Genomic DNA, 18,639 nt, shown 5'->3' on the forward strand with positions numbered 1-18,639 from the left:
CGATAGAAGAGCATCGCGGCGGCGGCCAGGGCGATCGCGTTCGGCGTCCTCGACGGGGGACGCACGCTGTGTCGGAATGCGGTCACTCGCTGCGGCGATGCACGCGGGACATCGGCAGACAACACCATCTTCCGGTGAGGCTGACCTGTAGTATCGTACGTGCGCCATATGCAAATCGTCTCGCGCGAACCGCGAAGACGGGGCGTGTATTGGTACAACGATTGCGCGATGCATTCGCCCGTCGAGTCGCGCGCTCAACCCCCTACGAGAGGCTAACGTGCCGAGCGTACGCATAGCAGGGAGTAAGGCTCTCACGATCGCGGCGACGCTCGCGATGGGATTCGCCTCTAGCCTGCCGTCCACTGCCGCGGCGCAGTACTTCGGCCGCAACAAAGTCCAATACCAGACGTTCCACTTCAAGCGCCTCAAGACGCCGCACTTCGACATCTACTACTATCCCGCGGAGTCGCTCGCGGCAGTCGACGCCGCGCGCATGGCGGAGCGGTGGTACGCGCGGCACAGCAAGACGTTGACCGACGAATTCGATCGGCGCTCGATCATCCTCTACGCCAACCACGCCGATTTCGAGCAGACCAACGTCATCGGCGGATTCATCGACCAGAGCACCGGCGGCGTCACCGAGGGGCTGCGGAGCCGCGTCGTCTTGCCGTTCACCGGCGTGTACGCCGACGACGACCACGTGATCGGCCATGAGCTGACGCACGTATTCCAGTACGACATCGCCGGAAAGATGAAGGGCGGCGGCATGATCGCACTCGACCGCCTCCCGCTCTGGCTCATCGAAGGCATGGCTGAATATCTCTCGTTAGGCAGGAACGACCCGAACACCGCGATGTGGCTGCGCGACGCGGCGCTGCGCAACGACATTCCGACGATCAAGAAGCTGAGCACGGACCCGCGCTATTTCCCGTACCGCTACGGCGAGGCGCTGTGGGCGTACATTGGCGGGCGCTGGGGCGACGACGTCGTCCAGCAGCTCTACCGCGCGTCCCTGCAGAGCGGATTCGAGTTGGGCATCCGCCGCACCCTCGGCATGAGCAGCGACACGCTGTCGGCGCAGTGGCTGCAGGCAATCCGCGACGCGTACCTCCCGCTCATGCAGGGCCGCCAGGTGCCCGATTCGTTAGGCAAGCGCCTCCTCCGGCCCGGCAGCAAGTACGGCGACATGGACGTCTCGCCGGCGCTGAGCCCCGACGGGAAGTACCTCGCGTTCCTGACGACGCGCGGCCTGCTGAACATCGACCTGTACGTCGCCGACGCGCAGACGGGACGGATCGTCAAGAAGCTCACGGGGCCGAACAGCGACCAGCACTTCGACGCGATCAGCTTCATCAACTCGTCGGGCTCGTGGTCGCCGAACGGCAAGGACTTCGCGTTCATCGTGTACGCCGACGGCAAGAACGAGATCGACGTGTTCAACGTCGACAGGAAGGACATCATCCGGCGCATCAAACCCAAACAGGGCGTGAGCGCGATCACCGACGTCTCGTGGGGGCCTAACGATCAGATGGTGTTCTCCGGCATGGTCGGCGGCATCAGCGATCTGTTCCTCTACGACCTCAAGACGGGCAACCAGGAACGCCTCACGCACGATCGCTACGCGCAGATCCAGCCGGCGTGGTCGCCCGACGGCAAGACGGTCGCGTTCGTCACGGATTCCGGCCCGCTCACCAATCTCGATACGCTCAAGTACGGGCCGATGCACCTCGCCCTCATGGACATGGACACGCGCAAGATCTCGCTCGTGCCCGTGTTCCCGAACGCGAAGTCGATCAACCCGCAGTATTCGCCGGACGGCAAGAGCATTTACTTCGTCTCCGACCGCGGCGGATACGATGACATCTATCGCATTAACCTGCAGACGAACGAAGTGTACGAGGTGACGAAGTCGGCGACGGGCGTGAGCGGCATCGAAGCGCTCTCCCCCGCCCTGTCGGTCGCCAAGGACGAAGGGCGGCTCGCGTTCTCGTTGTTCGAGCGCGGCGGGTACTCGCTGCACACGATGCAGCCCGACGAAGCCGGCGGCACGCTGCTCGGGCCTAACGTGGACACGACGTCGATCGCCGGCAACATGCCGCCGCTCAAACCGGTGGAAGTCGGCGAGATCACGCAGCGCGTGCATGATCCGGTCACCGGCTTGCCGCCGGCCGAGCAGTATGCGTCGCTCCCCTACAACCCGAAGATCTCGCTCGAGTACCTGGGCTCGCCCGGTGTGGGCGTGGGCGTCGGGCCGTACGGAACGATCGCCGGCGGCGGCGTCACCGCGTACTTCGCCGACCAGTTGAGCAACAACGTCATCGGTGTTGAGTTAGGCGGCGCGGGCGACATCCAGGACTTCGGCGGATCGGTCTTCTACGCCAACCTCGCCCACCGATGGAACTGGCAGGTGGGTCTCTCGCACACCGTCTATCCCCTGATCGGCGCCGATGCATTCGACACGACGCTGACCGACAACAGCGGCAACCAGGTTCCGACGACGGTGTTCGAGCAGCGGCTCATTCGCCAGTACTACGACCAGGTGAACGCGGCCACGCAGTACCCGCTCGATCTCACGAAACGCTTCGAGTTCGGCATTTCGGCGACGCACCTGAGTTACGGCACGCAGCTCTTCCGGCTGTTCATCGACCCGACCACCGGCATTCCGTTCGGCGAAACGCAGCAGAACGTGTCGTCGGGATTGCCGACCTGGAACTACGTGTCGCTGACGGCGGCGTTCGTGGGCGACTACTCGTACTACGGATTCACGTCGCCGATCGCCGGCGGCCGCTATCGCTTCGAGGTCGACCCATCGTTCGGATCGCTGCGCATGGAGAACGTACTGGCCGACTACCGGCGCTATTTCTTCATGCGTCCGATCACGTTCGCCTTCCGGGCCATTCACATCGGCCGGTACGGGCCGGACGCGGACAACCCGGAGTTGTTCCCGCTGTACGTCGGCGATCCGCAGCTCGTGCGCGGCTACGACGTGAACTCGATCAACGCAAACGAGTGCGTCGCGTCCGCGACCAGCAGCTGCCCGGTGTTCGACCGATTGATCGGCAGCAAGATGGCGGTGGCCAACGTGGAGTTGCGCATTCCAGTGTTAGGCACCGACCAGTTCGGGCTGATCAACTTCCCGTACCTGGCCACCGAGCTCTCGCCGTTCGTGGACGCCGGCGTCGCCTGGACATCGGCCGACCAGCCGAACATCGAGTTCTCGACTACGTCGCAGGGCCGCGTGCCGATTTTCAGCGCCGGCGTGAGCATGCGCGTGAACGTGTTGAGCTATCTCGTGGCGGAAGTCTGGTACGCGCACCCGTTCCAGCGTCCGAACGCGAAGAACCAGTGGGGATTCCAGCTCACGCCGGGATGGTAACGGACGGAGGGAAGCGCGCAGTACCGCGCGCTTCCCTCACCCGTCACGGCTCGAACTTGGGCGTTCCGTTGTCGGCGCCGTTGCTGGTGACGCGCGTCTGATTGGTGCCATCGGCGTTCATGATCCACACGTCCGAGTGGCCGCTGCGGCTGCTTTCGAACACGATCTTCTTGCCATCGGACGACCACGCCGGCGTGCCGTCGAATCCGGGGCTCGTCGTGAGCCGCGTCTGATTCGTCCCGTCGGACTTCATCACGTAGACCTCGACCTCGGACGTATCACCGGCGGTGCGATCCCGGTCCGACTGGAACACGATCATGCCGGTGGTCGACCAGGAGGGCGAGGCGTCATTGGACTGATCGTTGGTCAGCTGGTGCGGGTTGCTGCCGTCCGCGTTCACCACCCAGATCTGCGTTGGGCCGGAGGCGTCGGACTGATACGCGATCTGCGATCCGTCGGGCGACCAGGCGGGCGCGTTGGCCAGCGCGTCATCGTGTGTGAGCTGCACCGGGTTGCTGCCGTCGGCGTTCATCACCCAGATTTCAGCGTGCCCAACGGTCGTGTCCGTGCGCGTGGACGCGAACGCGATCTTGCTCCCATCGGGCGACCACGCCGGCAGGCCGTTCTCGCCGGTCGCTGTCGTTAGGCGCTTGAGCCCCGTGTTGCTTGGCGTCACCACCCAGATGTCGAAGCCGTGGCCGGTGTGCTGGCGGCTCGACGAGAACGAGATGAGCTGCCGGTTAGGCGCCCACGACGGCAGCCCGTCGAAGCTCGGCGACGAGGCCAGCTGGTGCGCGTTGGTGCCGTCGTCGGCGATCGTGAAGATGTCGCCGCTGTCGGACGGAAACGACGCGAACACGATCTGCCGCAGCGCGCACGTCACCTGGAACGACACCGACGCGGCCGAGCCGCTCGTCACCGTGACCGTCTGCGTGTCACTCGGCGAGACCACACAGTTCGACCCGACCGACGCCAGCACCACCTGATGGCTGCCCGACCCGACCCCGGATACCGTAACCGAATCGGTGATGCCGATGGAGTGTCCATTGCCGTTGTCGATCACGACGCTGTAGCCGCTCGAATCGACATCGGCGCCCGTGGTGGCGGCCGACACGTTGACGGACCCGGTGTTGACACCGGTGCCGTTGTCGCTTCCGCACCCAGCAAGCGTTGCAGCCGAGGCGAGCGCAGCCAGAGCGAGCGCGAATCGGCTGACACGTCGCGACGCAAAATGGCGCATTGAGCCTTCCTCCGTACGATTTGACTTGAGGATGCGGTCGCAACGACGTCATGAGCGCCGCAAATCGGGGTGACGTGGGTTCTTCGGGCAAAGGCGATGCCATCCGGTCGGCTATGGCTGCGCCCGCTACAATTCCCGCCCGGAGGAAGGCACAGTTCGTTCCATAGTCGAGCGCGCATCGAAGTTGGTGCTCTCGCGCGTCGATTTTGGCCCCGCTGACCGGTCTGACGGGTCGACGGCGATGGAATCCGGCTTGCACTCGAGCCGGCCATGCATTCTCACCATGAGTCGACCGGCCCCCGTCTCTCTCGCCTCGCGCTCCTTGTCGCCGCGGGCTTCGCCGCGCTCACCTGCGCCTCGCCATCGGCACCGATCGCCCCGGCGGCACTGGTGAACGCCGCACCGCTCACGGCGCCCTCCTGGTACGCCGCAGCGTACGCGGGCATGGAGCGATGCTCGGGGCTCGTTGGTGACTACGCACGCATCCGGTGGTATCACGTGCCCGGGTCGATGGTGCATGCTCCAGACGCGGGCGGGTACGCGGCCGCCGTCACCTATCCGAGCTTGCACACCATCGTGATCGCGGACTTCTACGCGAGCGATACGCTCGTGGTGCGTCATGAGGTGATGCACGACCTGGCCGACGTCACGTCGCATCCGACAGTGTGGTTCGATGGGACGTGCGGGGATCTGATGCCTTAAGGCGGACAAGGGCGCGGACACGGCCGGACAAGGCCGGACAAGGCCGGACAAGCCGAAACGCGCCGGTTTTCGGCTCAGTTACTTTTCTTCATGTCCGAAACTGATCTTTCCCGTCAACGCTTGGGCGCGTTGCGACGGGCGCTGCTGGGGTTGCACAAGACGCTCGTGTATTCGGAGCGAAGGACGTTCGAGCGGGTCGTGGGGCGTGTGTCGACGAGCGGCGAGCTGCTGCAGCTGGTGATTCACGATCCGTGGTTCGTGTGGCTCAGGCCGATCTCGGCCCTCGTGGTCGAGATCGACGAGCGACTCGACTCGGATGAGCCGCCGACGATGGCGGACGTGCACGGGCTCATGAGTACGGCGCGCAGCCTGCTCACGCCTGTCGAAGAGGGAGTAGGTTTCGGAACGCACTATTACGAGGCGCTGCAGCGCGACCCGGATGTCGTGCTGGCGCATGCCGCAGTTTCCAAAGTGCTCGCGACGGATACCGAGAAATGACCGAGCAGAACTCATCCAAGGGGTACGCGATGACGCCCACCACACCGCCTCCATCGTCCGAGGAAAAGGTCCATACCGAGGAGCACAAGGTGAGCGGCGAGCGCCTGCTGTCGCGCGTGAAGGAGCTCGTCCACCAGGGCAACATCCGCCGCATCACGATCAAGAACGAGCAGGGGCACACGCTGATGGAAGTGCCGCTGACGGTCGGCGTGGTGGGGGCGGTGCTGCTGCCGATCTGGGTGGCGATCGGCGCACTGGCGGCGCTGGCGGCCAACTACACGCTCGTCGTGGAGAAAGTCGACAAAGCCTGACGTTAGGCGGCTAGCGGTCGCGTGATCGTTCGCGGGCCGCGGCGCGGAGCGGCTCGGGCGTCGTGGACCATTCGACGGCGGCGAGCAGGGCATCGACGATCAGCGCGAGCACCGCGGCGGGAATCGCGCCCGAGAGAATGAGACGGGTATCGTTGAGGGCGAGGCCGGTGGCGATCGGTTCGCCCAAGCCGCCGGCGCCGATGAACGCCGCCAGCGTCGCCGTGCCCACGTCGATCACGGCCGCGGTGCGAATGCCGGCCATGATGCCGGGCGCGGCCAGCGGTGTCCGTATCCAGCGCAGCACCTGCGCCGGCGTCATGCCTAACGCTCGCCCTGCGGCCACGGCCGACGGATCGGCGTCGCGCACCGCCGTGAACGTGCCGCGCACGATCGGATAGAGCGAGTACAGCCACAGCGCGACCAGCGCCGGCCACACGCCAACGCCCAACAGCGGGATCATGATCGCGAGCAAGGCGATGCTCGGAATCGTCTGGAGCACGCCTACCGCGCGAATCACGGGCTCCGCCGCGCGGCGCCGGCGCTCGAGCCACAGGGCCAGCGGCACTCCGGCGATGATGCCGGCGACCAGCGGCACGGCGACGAGCAGCAAATGGCGCAGCGTCTCGTTCCACAACGTCGCGCGGCGCTGCCAGAGATAAGCCGTGAACGACGGCTTCGTCGTCTGCGGCGCCGCCGCGACCGCCCTGGGTGCTTGCGTTAGGCCGAGCGATGCGAGCGCGGCCGTGGCGACGGCGGCGACCGACTCGCCGCCGATTTCGACGCGCTGGTTGAGCGCCCGCATGACCGGCGCGCTCAGCCGCCCGCTCAGTTCCGTTAACACCGTGACCGCGGCCGGGTCGTCGCGCTGCAATCGGGCGCCGACGAGCGCCGCGGCCTGATACGGCGGGACGAAGTGGCGGTCGTCGCCTAACACCACGAGGCCGTAGCGCGCAATCGACCCGTCGGTGGAATATCCGTCCACGACGTCGACCTTCCCCGACGCCAACGCGCGATACTTGAGCGCCTGATCGAGCGGCCGCACGGCCGCGAAGTGGAGGCCATAGACGTGGGCCAGGCCCGGCAGGCCGTCGGCGCGGCCGATGAAGTCGGGCGTGAACCCCGCCGTGAGCCTGGGAGCGACGCGCGCCAGATCGCTCAGCGTCCGGAGCCCGTACCGGCTCGCGGTTCCGGCGCGGACGGCGATCGCGTAGGTGTTCTCGAAGCCTAACGGAGGCAGCCAGCGGATGCCCCACCGCTGCTCGAACGCTCGCTGCACCGTGTCGAACACCGCGCCGGCGTCGTGCATCGGCGCCGCGTGCAGGATGGCGAGCAATCCGGTGCCGGTATACTCGGGGTAGACGTCGATCGCGCCCGATCGCAGCGCCGCGAACGCGACCTGCGTGGCGCCGAGCCCGGCGCGGCGCTCCACGGGAATGCCGCGCGATTCCAGCAGTTGGGCGAACATTTCGGCCAGCAGATACGATTCGCCGAACGGCTTGGACGCGACGACCACCGGCCGCGCGCCGGCCTGGCGCAGCCCCGCCGCTGCTCCGTTAGGCACGAGCAGCGCCGCGCAGAGCGCCGCGGCGGCGAGCCGAAGCATCACGGCTCGACGCCGGCGCGCGCCAGGAGCGCGGCCACGTACGGCGTCGCCGGCGCATTCCGGATGTCGGCCGGCGGCGCGTGCTGCTCGACGCGGCCGGCGCGCATCACCACCACCGCGGTCGCCAGGCGGAACGCCTCCGTGAGATCGTGCGTGACCAGCACGAGCGTGAGCGATGACTGCTCGCGCAGCGCGATCATCATCGCTTGCAGATCCGAGCGCGCGATCGCATCGAGGGCGCCGAACGGCTCATCGAGCAGGACCAACGACTGCCCGCCCGCCACGGCGCGCGCCACCGCCGCGCGCTGCTGCTGTCCTCCCGATAATTCGTGCGGCCATCGCTCGGCCATCCCCGGCTCGAGCCCGACCGCCGCCATCGCGCGTTCGGCGCGCGGCGATGCATCCGGCGCGCCGTCCAACCACGGAACGAGCGCGACGTTGCGACGCACCCGCCAGTGCGGCAGCAGGCCGCCGTCTTGCGGCACGTAGCCGATGGCGCGCCGCAGCGCTACCGGATCGCTTTCGAGCACATTGCTGCCGAACACCGTGATCTGGCCGGCGTCGAACGCGACCAACCGGTTGATGCACCGCAGCAGCGTCGTCTTTCCCGAGCCGCTTTCACCGACCAGCGCCACGCATGCGCCCCGGGGAACGTCGACCGAGACGTCGATCAACGCACGAACGTGGCCGTAGGACTTCGAGACCCGCTCGATGCGGACTGCCGGTCCAGTCACGTCCCGCCTAACGCTGCGGCGGCCGAGTCGACCAGGGCCGCTTCGTCCGTCAGGGCCTGCGCCACCACCGGGATTTCGCGGCCGGCCTCGGTGAAGTTGCGCTGCTCGATCGCTTCGCGCACCGCCGGAATCGTCTTGACGCCGTAGCCGGTGTAGAAGCCGGGCGCGTACAGCTCGTGGACGTACCACGGGCGCCGCGGCAAGCCCTGGGCGTTCGTCAGGCGCCGCTCGCTCTGCATCACGAGCGCGTCGACGCGCGCCAGCACCGCCTCGTTAGACATCCCCTTTGCGTGCGCGGCAGCCGCGGCGCGCGCGTAGCGATCCGCGCTCCGCGTGAGCGAGTCGATGGCGTTGTCCAGCGGCGAAAAATCCAGGTGCGGCGGCACGGCCTCGGCCGGCGGCGGGTTCGTCGGCGACCAGGGATCCGAGGTCGCCGCGAACACGCCCTCGCCGAGCTCGCGGTTCCGCTCCAGCGCGCTGTCCCGTTCTGCGTCGAGCAGTTTCTCCAGCTCGCCGACGTAGCCATGCACCGTGCGCGCGAGGTCGCTGAAATCGAACGGCAGGAGATCCGCATCGGCCAGGCGCATTACCATGGTGCCGCCCGTCTGCGCGAGCGCGCGGCCGTACACGAACGATGTGTCGCCGAAGTGCGTGTACCAGTAGAAGTCGTCGTACACCGAGTGATACACGCCGGCGCTGCTCACCTCGCCGCCGTAGCCGATGTTGAGCGACGCGATACCCAGATGCTGGAGGAAGGGCGTGTAGTCCGAGCCCGAGCCGAGTGCGTTGATCGGGAGCTCGCCGTTCGGACTGCGCAGCTCGCTGCGTTCTGCGGCCGACCGCGCGCGTTCGATGCGCACGAGCTGCGAGCGCTTCCACACCGTGAGGTGCGTTTCGGGATCCTGGATGCTGCGCGCGACGTCGTTCACGAAGCGCTCGAGCGTGTGCGATCCGCCCACGTTGAGGTATCCCCGATCGTTGCCGTCGCTGTTGATGTACGCCACCGCCTTGCCGCGGAGCTCATCGGCGTGCGTCTCGACCCACTCGGTGCTGCCTAACAGACCGGGCTCTTCCCCGTCCCAGGCCGCGTAGACGATGGTCCGGCGCGGATGCCAGCCCTGGCGCACCAGCTCGCCTAACCCGCGGGCCTCCTCGAGCAGCGCCGATTGCCCCGACAGCGGATCGCCGGCCCCGTTCACCCATCCGTCGTGGTGATTGCCGCGAATCACCCACTCGTCGGGGCTCGTCGACCCCTTGAGCATCGCGATCACGTCGTAGATCGGCTTGGTGGACCAGTCCGATTTCACACGCAGGTGCACGCGCGCGGCGCCCGGTCCCAGGTGATACGTCACCGGCAGCGCGCCGCGCCATGCGGGCGGCGCCACCGGACCGGTCATCGCCGCCAGGAGCGGCTCCGCGTCGCCATACGAAATCGGCAGCACTGGAATCCGGGTGAGCGTCTTCGCTTCGGCTAGCGTTAGGCGCTTGGCTCCCGGCACCGCGCCCACCCCGGGCGTGAGCGGGTCGCCCGAGTAGAGCGGCATGTCGGCCACGCTGCCCCGCTGCACGCCGTCGCGCGGACGGAACGGCCCCTTCGGGAACACGTCGCCCTGCGCGTAGCCGTCGTCGCGCGGGTCGGAGTAAATGAGACAACCCACCGCGCCATGCTCCGCGGCAACCTTCGGCTTGATGCCGCGCCACGACCCGCCGTAGCGCGCGATCACGATCGCACCCTTCACCGAGATGCCGTGTCGCGCGAGCTCGTCGTAGTCCGACGGGATGCCGTAGTTCACGTACACGAGCGGTCCGGTCACGTCGCCGTCGGCCGAGTATGCGTTGTACGGCGGAAGCTGTTCGTCGTGCTGCGACGATGTAGGGTCGCCGGCGACGGCCGGCTCCTCGAGCTTCGCCCTGAAATGCGTCGGCGCCACCAGCTCGACGACTCGCTCGCGCGGCGTCGGGAAGAGGACGTCGAATTGCTCGATGTGCGCATCCCAGCCGAACGACTTGAAGCGCGCCAGCAGCCACTGCGCATTGTCGTGATCGTACGGCGACCCGACGTGGTGCGGCCGCGCCGACAACCGGCGCATGTTGGCGCGGATGGTGTCGGGGGATGGAATGGCGTCGAACTTCGATTCCCAATCGAGCTCGAGCCGAGCCGACTGCGCGGAGAATCCAGGCAGCGTGTCGGTTGACGGAAGCGTCGTGATCGGCAGGAACGCGATCGCGGCAACGGAAGAGGCGGCAAGGAAACCGATACGTCGCATTGCGAGGCTCGAATGAGGTGAGGACGCGAGCAATATGCGGCAACGAAACAGAGATGCGCCACGTGGAAGAACGGGGTCGTTCGGCGCTCACATCGCCGGGCGCGATGGCTGGCCGCGCCGGGCGACACGGCGATTAGTTTGCAGCCTCGGGCGCTGCGCGGGGGCGTCGGACTTGCATGCGCCGGCCGCCACGACGCAACATGGCGTGCGCACGAAGCTCACGGTGCATCCAGTCCTCTCGCTCGGAGACCATCGATTCTGACCTCGACAATCAGTCGCGCGCTCGGCGTCCTCGCGCTCGGCGGCGCCGTCGCCGCCGGCGCGGCCGCGGTGACGCATCCACGCCGAGCCGACATCCGGCTCGTTGCCCAACGGAGCGGAACGGCGGCGCTGCTGCAGGACGTGAGCGCCGTTGATTCCAACGTCGTGTGGGTGGGCGGGCATTCGGCGACCTGGGCCGTGAGCACCGACGGCGGCGAGCACTGGCGAAGCGCCGTGATGCCCAACGCCGACTCGCTGGAGTTCCGCGACGTGCACGCCGTGGATGCGCGCACCGCGTACCTGTTGTCGAGCGGGTTAGGCGAACATTCCCGCATCTACAAGACCACCGACGGCGGTGCGTCCTGGGCCCTCGAGTTCACCGCCCGCAACTCCAGGGCGTTCTACGACTGCTTTGCCTTCTGGGACGGCATGCACGGCGTCGCGATGAGCGACGCCGTGGACGGGCGCTTTCTCGTGATCACGACCAGCGACGGCGCGCACTGGTCGCCCGTTCCGGCTCGCGCGCTGCCGGCGGCGCTGCCCAACGAAGGCGCGTTCGCGGCCAGCGGCACGTGCGCGATGGCCCTGCCGCCCGGCGACGCGTGGATCGGCACCGGCAATGCGCGCACCGCGCGCATCCTCCGCACCGGCGACCGCGGCGCGACGTGGGATGTCGCGAACACGCCGCTCGCCGCCGACACATCGGCCGGCATCACGAGCCTCGCGATCCGCGACGCGCGCCACATCGTTGCGTTAGGCGGAAACATCGCGCGCCTGCGCGCGTTCCAGCACGACGTCGCGATCACCGATGATGGCGGCCGAACCTGGACCATGGGCGGCGCGCTGCCCTTCCCCGGGCCGGTGTTCGGCGCCGCGTACTCGCGCTCGACGGCGCCCTGGTTGGTTGCCGTGGGCCCCGGCGGCGCCGCAGCGTCCACCGATGACGGCCGCACCTGGACGCTCATCGACTCGGCGGCGTACTGGAGCGTCGGCTTCGGATCGGATCGGATTGGATGGGCCGTCGGCCCAAATGGCCGCATCACCCGGATTGAGTTGCCAGCGCGGTGACGCGGCTTACCGGCCGGTCAGTCGCCGGATGATAAACGTAGAGTTCGGTGAATAGGCGCGGCGCGCCGGCCGCGTTACCTTGGATGGAATCATCGGGCCCGCCGCCGCACGCGACGGGTTTTGTATTCGCCGCCCCCCGCACCGCTGGACACGAGGGACGCTATGGGTTCTGCGACGGTGCCGCCGATTTCGGGGCACGACTTACAGATCCTGCTGCTGCAGATCGCCGGCTTGATGTTCCTCTGCCGGCTGCTCGCGGAAGTGATGCGGCGACTCGGCCAGCCGGCGGTGATCGGCGAGCTGTTGGCCGGCATCGTCCTCGGCCCGTCGGTGCTCGGGCACTATGCGCCCGATCTCTTCACCGCGATTTTCCCGCAGCGGTCGTCGCAGTTCCATCTGCTCGAGGTGATCTCGAGCCTCGGCATGATCTTCCTGCTGCTGCTCACCGGCATCGAGACCGATGTCCGCGTGATGCGGCGGTTGGGCCGGCCGGCGCTCATGGCGTCGGTGTTCGGCATCACGGTTCCGTTCGCCCTCGGCCTTGCGTTAGGCCTGTGGATGCCGGACCGCTACCTGGCGCAGACCAGCCAACGTGCGATCTTCGCCGCGTTCATCGCGACGGCGATGGCGATCTCGGCGATGCCCGTGATCGCGAAGATTCTCATCGATCTCAACTTGATGAAGCGCAACCTCGGCGTCGTGATTCTTTCAGCCGGGGTCGTGGACGATACGGTCGGCTGGCTCGTGCTGTCGGTGATCGCCGGGATCGCGACCGCCGGATCGTTCTCCGCCGGGTCGCTCGCGTTCACGGCGATCGCGCTCGTCGTGTTCCTCGGCGTGATGCGCTGGATCGTGTATCCGGGATTCACGCGCGTCATCGGCTGGGTCAATCGCAGCGTGCCGCTGATCGGCGCGGACCTCACCCTCATTTTGGTCGCCACGCTGTTGTGCTCCGCCATCACGGAAGCGATCGGCGTGCACGCGGTGTTCGGCGCGTTCGTGTTCGGGCTGCTCGTGCGGCAGATCCCGCGTGTGCGCGCGGCGACGCTGCAGACGATCGAGACGTTCGTGCTCGCCTCGCTGTCGCCGATCTTCTTTGCGTTCGTCGGACTGAAGGTCGACCTGTGGTCGCTCTCGGGGTGGCAGCTGCCGGCGATCGTGCTGGGCATCGCGGTGGCGGGCAAGCTGGGAGGCTGCTACGTGGGCGGCCGCCTCGGGTCGCTCAACCGCTGGGAGTCGCTTGCGTTAGGCGTCGGGATGAACGCCCGCGGCGCGATGGAGCTGATCGTCGCGCTGATCGGATTGTCGCTCGGTCTGTTGACGAACGAGATGTACTCGATCGTCGTGATGATCGCGGTGATCACATCGTTCCTGGCGCCGATGTTCCTGCGCGTCGTCATGAAGCACGTGCCGGTGACGGACGAAGAGCGGCGGCGCCTCGAGCCCGGCGACCGCACGCTGCTGCCGTCCACCGGCGCGGTGCGCGTGCTCGTGCCGACGGCGGGCGGGCCTAACGCAATGGCGGCGTTCGCCCTGGCCGCGCCGATCGTCCGCGCGCACGAGGGCACGCTGACCGCGATGTACGTCGACTCCGAGCGCGCGCATCAGCGGTGGCCCCGGCTGCGCGGCGAACGCACCTCGTCGCTGGCCGGCTTCGGACTGGACGGCCACCTCGAGAGCGCCGCCGAGCTGTTGACCGACCAACAGAAGCGATTCGTCGTGCGCCGCGTGCGATCGGCGACGCCGACCACCGCCATTCTCGACGAAGCCGCCCGCGACTACGATCTGGTGTTCATCGGCGCCGCGCCGCGCCACCTGGTGAGCCGCTCGGCCGTGGGCGACGTGGTGAGCCGGCTCCGCATGCCGGTCGTCATCGTCCGCGGCGCAGACGGCACGGCGCCGACCATTTACGAGCGCGTGGTCGTGCCGCTCGATGGCAGCGTCTTCTCGCGCGCCGCCGCCGAGTTCGCGTTTCTGTACGCGGCATCCGCGGGCGCGCAGGTGACGCTGCTGCACGTGATCAACGAAGCGCGCGTGACGACGGGCGCGCTCGCCGTGCCCGAGCTGCGGGCATCGCACGCGGTGGCGGAATTTGAGGCGGAGACGCTGGAGAATCGCATCCGCGGAGATCTGGCGAAATTGGCCGCCTCGGCGGGTATCGATCCGCGCGTCCGCATCCTGGCCAGCGGCGACCCGGCGGCGACGATCATCGAGCAATCGCACGCCGGCCACTACGACCTGCTCGTGTTAGGCGCGGAGAACAAGCTGCTCGCGCAGCCGCTGTTCTTCGGTCAGGGCACGGCGTCGATCGTCGAGCGCGCGGGGTGCACGACGGCGGTCGTCGTTCCGCACCTCGCCTGACCGCGGCGCTATTGCGTTAGGCGGACCAGCGCCACCGCTGGATCTCGGGCATGTCCTCGCCGTTCTCCACAATGTACCGCCCGTGCTCGGCCAGCTTTCCCTCGAGCTGGTCGATGCCGTCCGTGCGCGCGCAGCGGCGCAGCGCCTCGATCGCCAGCTGAAAACGGCTCATGCCGTTGAGGACGAGCATGTTGAACGGCGTGGTCGTCGTGCCCTCCTCGACGTACCCGCGCACGTGGAAGCGCTGTGGATGCGGCCGGTGGTGGATGATCTCATGCACGGCGCTCGGATATCCGTGAAACGCCATCACGACGGGCATGGTCGCACCGAACAACGCATCGAATCGTTGGGCATCGATGCCGTGCGGGTTGTCGTCCGGCGACTCGAGCGCCAACAAGTCGATGATGTTGACGACGCGGACGCGCAGATCGGGCGCCACGCGCCTCAGCCACCAGGCGGCCGCCACGGATTCCCGCGCCGGCACGTCGCCGGCCGCCGCGAGCACGATGTCGGCATGCGATGGGTCGGTGCCCGCCCACGCCCAGTGCGATGCGCCGGCGGAGCACTGCGCATCCGCTTCCTCCACGTCGAGCCACTGCGGCATCGGCTTCTTCGACGCGACGATGAGGTTGATGTCGCCACGGCTCTCGAGACAGCGGCGAGTCACGGCGAGCAGCGAGTTCGCATCGGGCGGCAAGAACACGCGTGTCGTCGCCGCCTTCTTGGTGAGCAGCAGGTTCATCAATGACGGACCCTGATGGCTGTAGCCGTTGTGATCCTGCTCCCACACGTGGCTGGTCACGAGCAGGTTCAGCGACGCGGTCGGCACCCGCCACTTCACCTCGGCTGCCATCTTCTGCCACTTGGCAAACTGCTGGACCATCGAGTCGACGATGGTGAGAAACGCCTCGTAGCACGCGAAGATTCCGTGGCGGCCCGACAGCACGTACCCCTCGAGCCAGCCCTCGCAGCAGTGTTCGCTCAGGATTTCCAGCACCCGGCCCGTCATCGAGAGGTATTCATCCGTCGGCACGAGCGGGAGCATCCAGGCGCGGAGGGTCGACTCGAACACGTTCTGCAAGCGGTTGGACGACGTCTCGTCGGGGCAGAAGAGCCGGAAGTTGGCCGCGTCCTCGTTGGCGTTGAAGACTTCGCGCAGGTAGCTGCCTAACACCTTGGTGTTCTCGATGATCGTTTCGCCGGGCGCGGCCGCGTCCACCGACACAGGAGTCGGATCCGGGCACACGAGCGGCACGAGCAGCGCGCCGCCGTTTGCCGCCGGGCACGCGCCTAACCGCATGTCACCAACCGGGTACATCGCCGTCACGTCCGGCGCGGGGCGGCCGTCGGCGTCGAACAGCTCTTCCGGGTGATAGCTGCGCAGCCAGCGCTCCAGCGCGCGCAGGTGGTCCGGGTTGGTGGCCGGGTCTTCGATCGGAATCTGGTGCGCGTGGAACGTGTTCTCGATAGCCTGGCCGTCGAGACTCTTGGGTCCGGTCCAGCCCTTTGGCGTACGCAGCACGATGAGCGGCCACGGCTGCTGGCTCGCGCCGCCGTCGCGCGCCGCATTGCGGTGTTCGCCTAACCGATCGGACGCCCAGTCGAGTGCGTCCCACATCGCGCGGTGTACGAGCGCGCGCTCGTCGCCCGCGACTTCCCGCGCCTCGTAGCCCATTCCCGCGAAATATTCGGCAAGTTCGTCGGCGCTGAACCGCGCCAGCAGCGATGGTCCCGAGAGCTTGTAACCGTTGAGATGCAGGATCGGCAGCACGACGCCATCGCGGACCGGATTCATGAACCGATGCCAGTGCCACGAGCCGGCAAGCGGACCGGTCTCGGCCTCGCCGTCGCCGATGAGACACGCGACCAACAGCGCGCGATTGTCCATCGCCGCGCCGGCCGCGTGCACGAGCGAGTATCCGAGCTCACCACCCTCGTGCAGCGTGCCCGGCGTGAGCGCCGTGAGGTGGCTCGGGAATCCGCCGGGCCACGAAAACGCGCGCACCATCGCCTGCACGCCGGCCGCGTCGCGCGAGTATTCGGGATACCGCTCGCCTAACGTTCCCTCGAGGAACGTATTCGCCAGCACGCCGGGTGCGCCGTGGCCGGTCCCAACGACAAGCAGGACGCGCTGCCCGCGGTCGCGTATGAGCCGTCCCAGGTGCGCGTACAACAAATTGATGCCGGGGACGGTGCCCCAGTGCCCGAGCAATCGGGCCTTGATGTGTCGCGGCGCGAGCGGTTCGCGCAGCAACACGTTGTCTTTGAGGTAGAGCTCCGCGGCGGACAGATAGTTCGCGGCGAGGAATGTCCGATCCAGCAGCTCAATGCTGCTCTTCATCTGCTCACGGCCGGACGTCGCGAGCGCGCGCAGAGGAGCACTCATGTGCGCAACATACCGAGTGCCCGAACGACAGCCAACCGCGCCCTACGGCCGGGTACGCTCGGTGCGATGGCAGGATTCTGACATCACAGGCCGCTGACGCGCCATTGACGCTACAGCCTGGCGTGCGCACCGTTCTAGCCTGGGGCATTCGGGTTCATACGGCCCGCACCCTGTGGTTTAGCCGAGGAGAGCCATGTCCGGATTCCGGCAGATGCGGACTGTCGTGGTGGCTGCGGCGCTCGCGGCCGCCGCCGGCGTGGCCATCGTGGTCGGCATGGCGGCCAGCCGCCAGAGCAAGCGGGACGAGCGGGGCGCCCGGCTGTTCGACGAAGTGCGCCGGCTGGTGGCGACGCGCGGCGTCGACTCGATCTCCGACGACTCGCTGTTCGTGAAGGCGGCGAACGGCATGGTGAGCGCGATCGGTGATCCGTACGCGAGCCTGTTCTCGCGCACCGCCATGGCGGGCTTCCTCCGCAACGACATCGGCAACGCGTACGGTGGGTTAGGCATGTCGCTCGAGCGGCAGCCGGGCGGCATCGCGGTGACCGGCGTGTTCCAGCACTCGCCGGCTGCGTTAGGCGGCGTGATGACCGGCGACGAGATCGTCGCCATCAACGGCACGCCCGTGGCCAAGCTCCCCCGCGATCGCGTCTCGCAGCTGCTCGTCGGTGAGCCCGGCTCCGGCGTCGACCTCACGTTCCTCCGCGCCGGCATCACGACGCCCATCCGCACCCACTTCGTGCGCGCCATCGTCCGGCCGCAGGCCGTGCCGTTCGCGATGGTGATCGGCGACCACACCGGCTACATCCCGCTGCAGCGCTTCAACGAGACCGCGGACAGCGAGATGGCCAGCGCGGTCGCCGGACTCAAACAACGCGGTGCACGCTCGTTCGTGATCGACCTGCGCGGCAACCCCGGCGGCGATGTGGCGCAGGCGCTGGCGGTGAGCAACCTGTTCCTCCGCGCCGGGCAGGAAATCGCCGAGCTCAGACAACGCGGCGAACCGGCACAGAGCTATCGCGCGCGCATCCCGCCCCTGGTGCGATCGGAGCCCGTCGTGCTGCTCGTCGATCACTACACGGCGTCGGCATCCGAGATCGTCGCCGGCGCGCTGCAAGATCACGATCGCGCCGTGATCGTCGGCGAGACGTCGTTCGGCAAAGGCGTCGTGCAATCGCTGTTCAACCTCGACGGCGGCTACGCGCTCAAGCTGACCACCGGACGCTGGTACACGCCGAGTGGGCGTAGCATCCAGCGCGCGCACACGTTCGATGGCGCGCCGGACACGTCGGTCAATCCACTGGCCGATACCGCGCCGCCTGCGCACCGGCCGCGCTACAAGAGCGACGGCGGACGCACGGTCCTCGGCGGGGGCGGCATCACGCCCGATGTGACGGTCGCGTCGGACACACTCACGAGCGCCGAGCAGCATCTCGCGCGCGAATTCGCGCCCAAGGCCGCGCAAACGCGCACGGCTCTGTTCGACGTTGCGCGCGGACTTCGCACCACGGTGCGCGGCGATTTCATCGTGCTGCCGGAGTGGCGCGAAGCGTTCTACCGAGAGCTGCGCGCATCAGGGGTGAACGTCGACCGCGCGACGTTCGAAGCCGCGGAGCCGTGGGTTGACCGGCTCCTCGAGCAGCAGATTGCAACCATCGCGTTCGGTGACTCGAGCGCGTTCCGTCGCTCGGCGCCGAGCGATGCACCGCTGCAGCGCGCGCTCACGATGCTCGAGCACGCATCGACACAGACGCAGCTCTGGTCTCTGGCGCAGCGAGGGGTGGCGAACGGCCTCTAAGGCGGACACTGAGCGGACAAAGCCGGACGGGCGC

The 18,639-nt window shown here is 67.7% G+C and carries 12 protein-coding genes; 7 read left to right on the forward strand and 5 right to left on the reverse strand.

All coding sequences use genetic code 11. The annotated features are described in order from the left end of the window. Positions 1-334: 334 nt before the first annotated feature. Positions 335-3,376, forward strand: a complete 3,042-nt coding sequence (locus VFW04_15805; GenBank protein ID HEX5180795.1) for a BamA/TamA family outer membrane protein — start codon at positions 335-337, stop codon at positions 3,374-3,376. Positions 3,377-3,419: 43 nt separating this feature from the next. Here VFW04_15805 and VFW04_15810 read toward each other — a convergent pair whose 3' ends face one another. Further along, on the reverse strand, positions 3,420-4,616 hold the full coding sequence (locus VFW04_15810) for a hypothetical protein (GenBank protein ID HEX5180796.1): 1,197 nt from the start codon (positions 4,614-4,616) through the stop codon (positions 3,420-3,422). A 270-nt stretch (positions 4,617-4,886) separates the two neighbouring features. On the opposite strand from VFW04_15810, the gene VFW04_15815 reads away from it, so the two are divergent. The 3 genes from VFW04_15815 (at position 4,887) to VFW04_15825 (ending at position 6,127) form a co-directional block, all read left to right on the forward strand. After that, on the forward strand, positions 4,887-5,318 hold the full coding sequence (locus VFW04_15815; GenBank protein ID HEX5180797.1) for a hypothetical protein: 432 nt from the start codon (positions 4,887-4,889) through the stop codon (positions 5,316-5,318). Positions 5,319-5,408: 90 nt separating this feature from the next. Then, on the forward strand, positions 5,409-5,816 hold the full coding sequence (locus tag VFW04_15820; protein HEX5180798.1) for a hypothetical protein: 408 nt from the start codon (positions 5,409-5,411) through the stop codon (positions 5,814-5,816). After that, entirely contained in the window at positions 5,813-6,127 is a 315-nt protein-coding gene (locus tag VFW04_15825; GenBank protein ID HEX5180799.1) for a DUF4342 domain-containing protein, read from the forward strand. Before VFW04_15820 ends, VFW04_15825 begins: the two co-directional genes overlap by 4 nt. Positions 6,128-6,137: 10 nt before the next feature. Here VFW04_15825 and VFW04_15830 read toward each other — a convergent pair whose 3' ends face one another. The 3 genes from VFW04_15830 to VFW04_15840 are packed head-to-tail and all read right to left on the reverse strand — an operon-like array spanning position 6,138 to position 10,731. Continuing rightward, on the reverse strand, positions 6,138-7,730 hold the full coding sequence (locus VFW04_15830) for a glycine betaine ABC transporter substrate-binding protein (protein ID HEX5180800.1): 1,593 nt from the start codon (positions 7,728-7,730) through the stop codon (positions 6,138-6,140). Then, a complete protein-coding gene (locus VFW04_15835) occupies positions 7,730-8,464 on the reverse strand; it encodes an ATP-binding cassette domain-containing protein (GenBank protein HEX5180801.1) in 735 nt (244 codons plus the stop codon). Before VFW04_15835 ends, VFW04_15830 begins: the two co-directional genes overlap by 1 nt. Next, on the reverse strand, positions 8,461-10,731 hold the full coding sequence (locus VFW04_15840; GenBank protein ID HEX5180802.1) for a M28 family metallopeptidase: 2,271 nt from the start codon (positions 10,729-10,731) through the stop codon (positions 8,461-8,463). Before VFW04_15840 ends, VFW04_15835 begins: the two co-directional genes overlap by 4 nt. 330 nt (positions 10,732-11,061) lie before the next feature. On the opposite strand from VFW04_15840, the gene VFW04_15845 reads away from it, so the two are divergent. Together VFW04_15845 and VFW04_15850 are read left to right on the forward strand one after the other, a co-directional pair. After that, positions 11,062-12,060 (forward strand): hypothetical protein, encoded by a 999-nt coding sequence (locus VFW04_15845; GenBank protein ID HEX5180803.1) that lies wholly within the window; start codon positions 11,062-11,064, stop codon positions 12,058-12,060. Positions 12,061-12,222: 162 nt separating this feature from the next. Continuing rightward, positions 12,223-14,421, forward strand: a complete 2,199-nt coding sequence (locus VFW04_15850; protein HEX5180804.1) for a cation:proton antiporter — start codon at positions 12,223-12,225, stop codon at positions 14,419-14,421. A 16-nt stretch (positions 14,422-14,437) separates the two neighbouring features. On the opposite strand, the gene VFW04_15855 is transcribed toward VFW04_15850, so the two are convergent. Beyond that, positions 14,438-16,807, reverse strand: a complete 2,370-nt coding sequence (locus tag VFW04_15855) for a phosphoketolase family protein (protein HEX5180805.1) — start codon at positions 16,805-16,807, stop codon at positions 14,438-14,440. A 193-nt stretch (positions 16,808-17,000) separates the two neighbouring features. Between VFW04_15855 and VFW04_15860 the strand changes: the two genes are divergently transcribed. After that, positions 17,001-18,605, forward strand: coding sequence for a S41 family peptidase (locus VFW04_15860; protein HEX5180806.1), 1,605 nt, complete (start codon positions 17,001-17,003; stop codon positions 18,603-18,605). Positions 18,606-18,639 lie beyond the last annotated feature (34 nt).

The sequence above is a fragment of the Gemmatimonadaceae bacterium genome (assembly GCA_036273715.1).
GTDB lineage: Bacteria > Gemmatimonadota > Gemmatimonadetes > Gemmatimonadales > Gemmatimonadaceae > JADGGM01.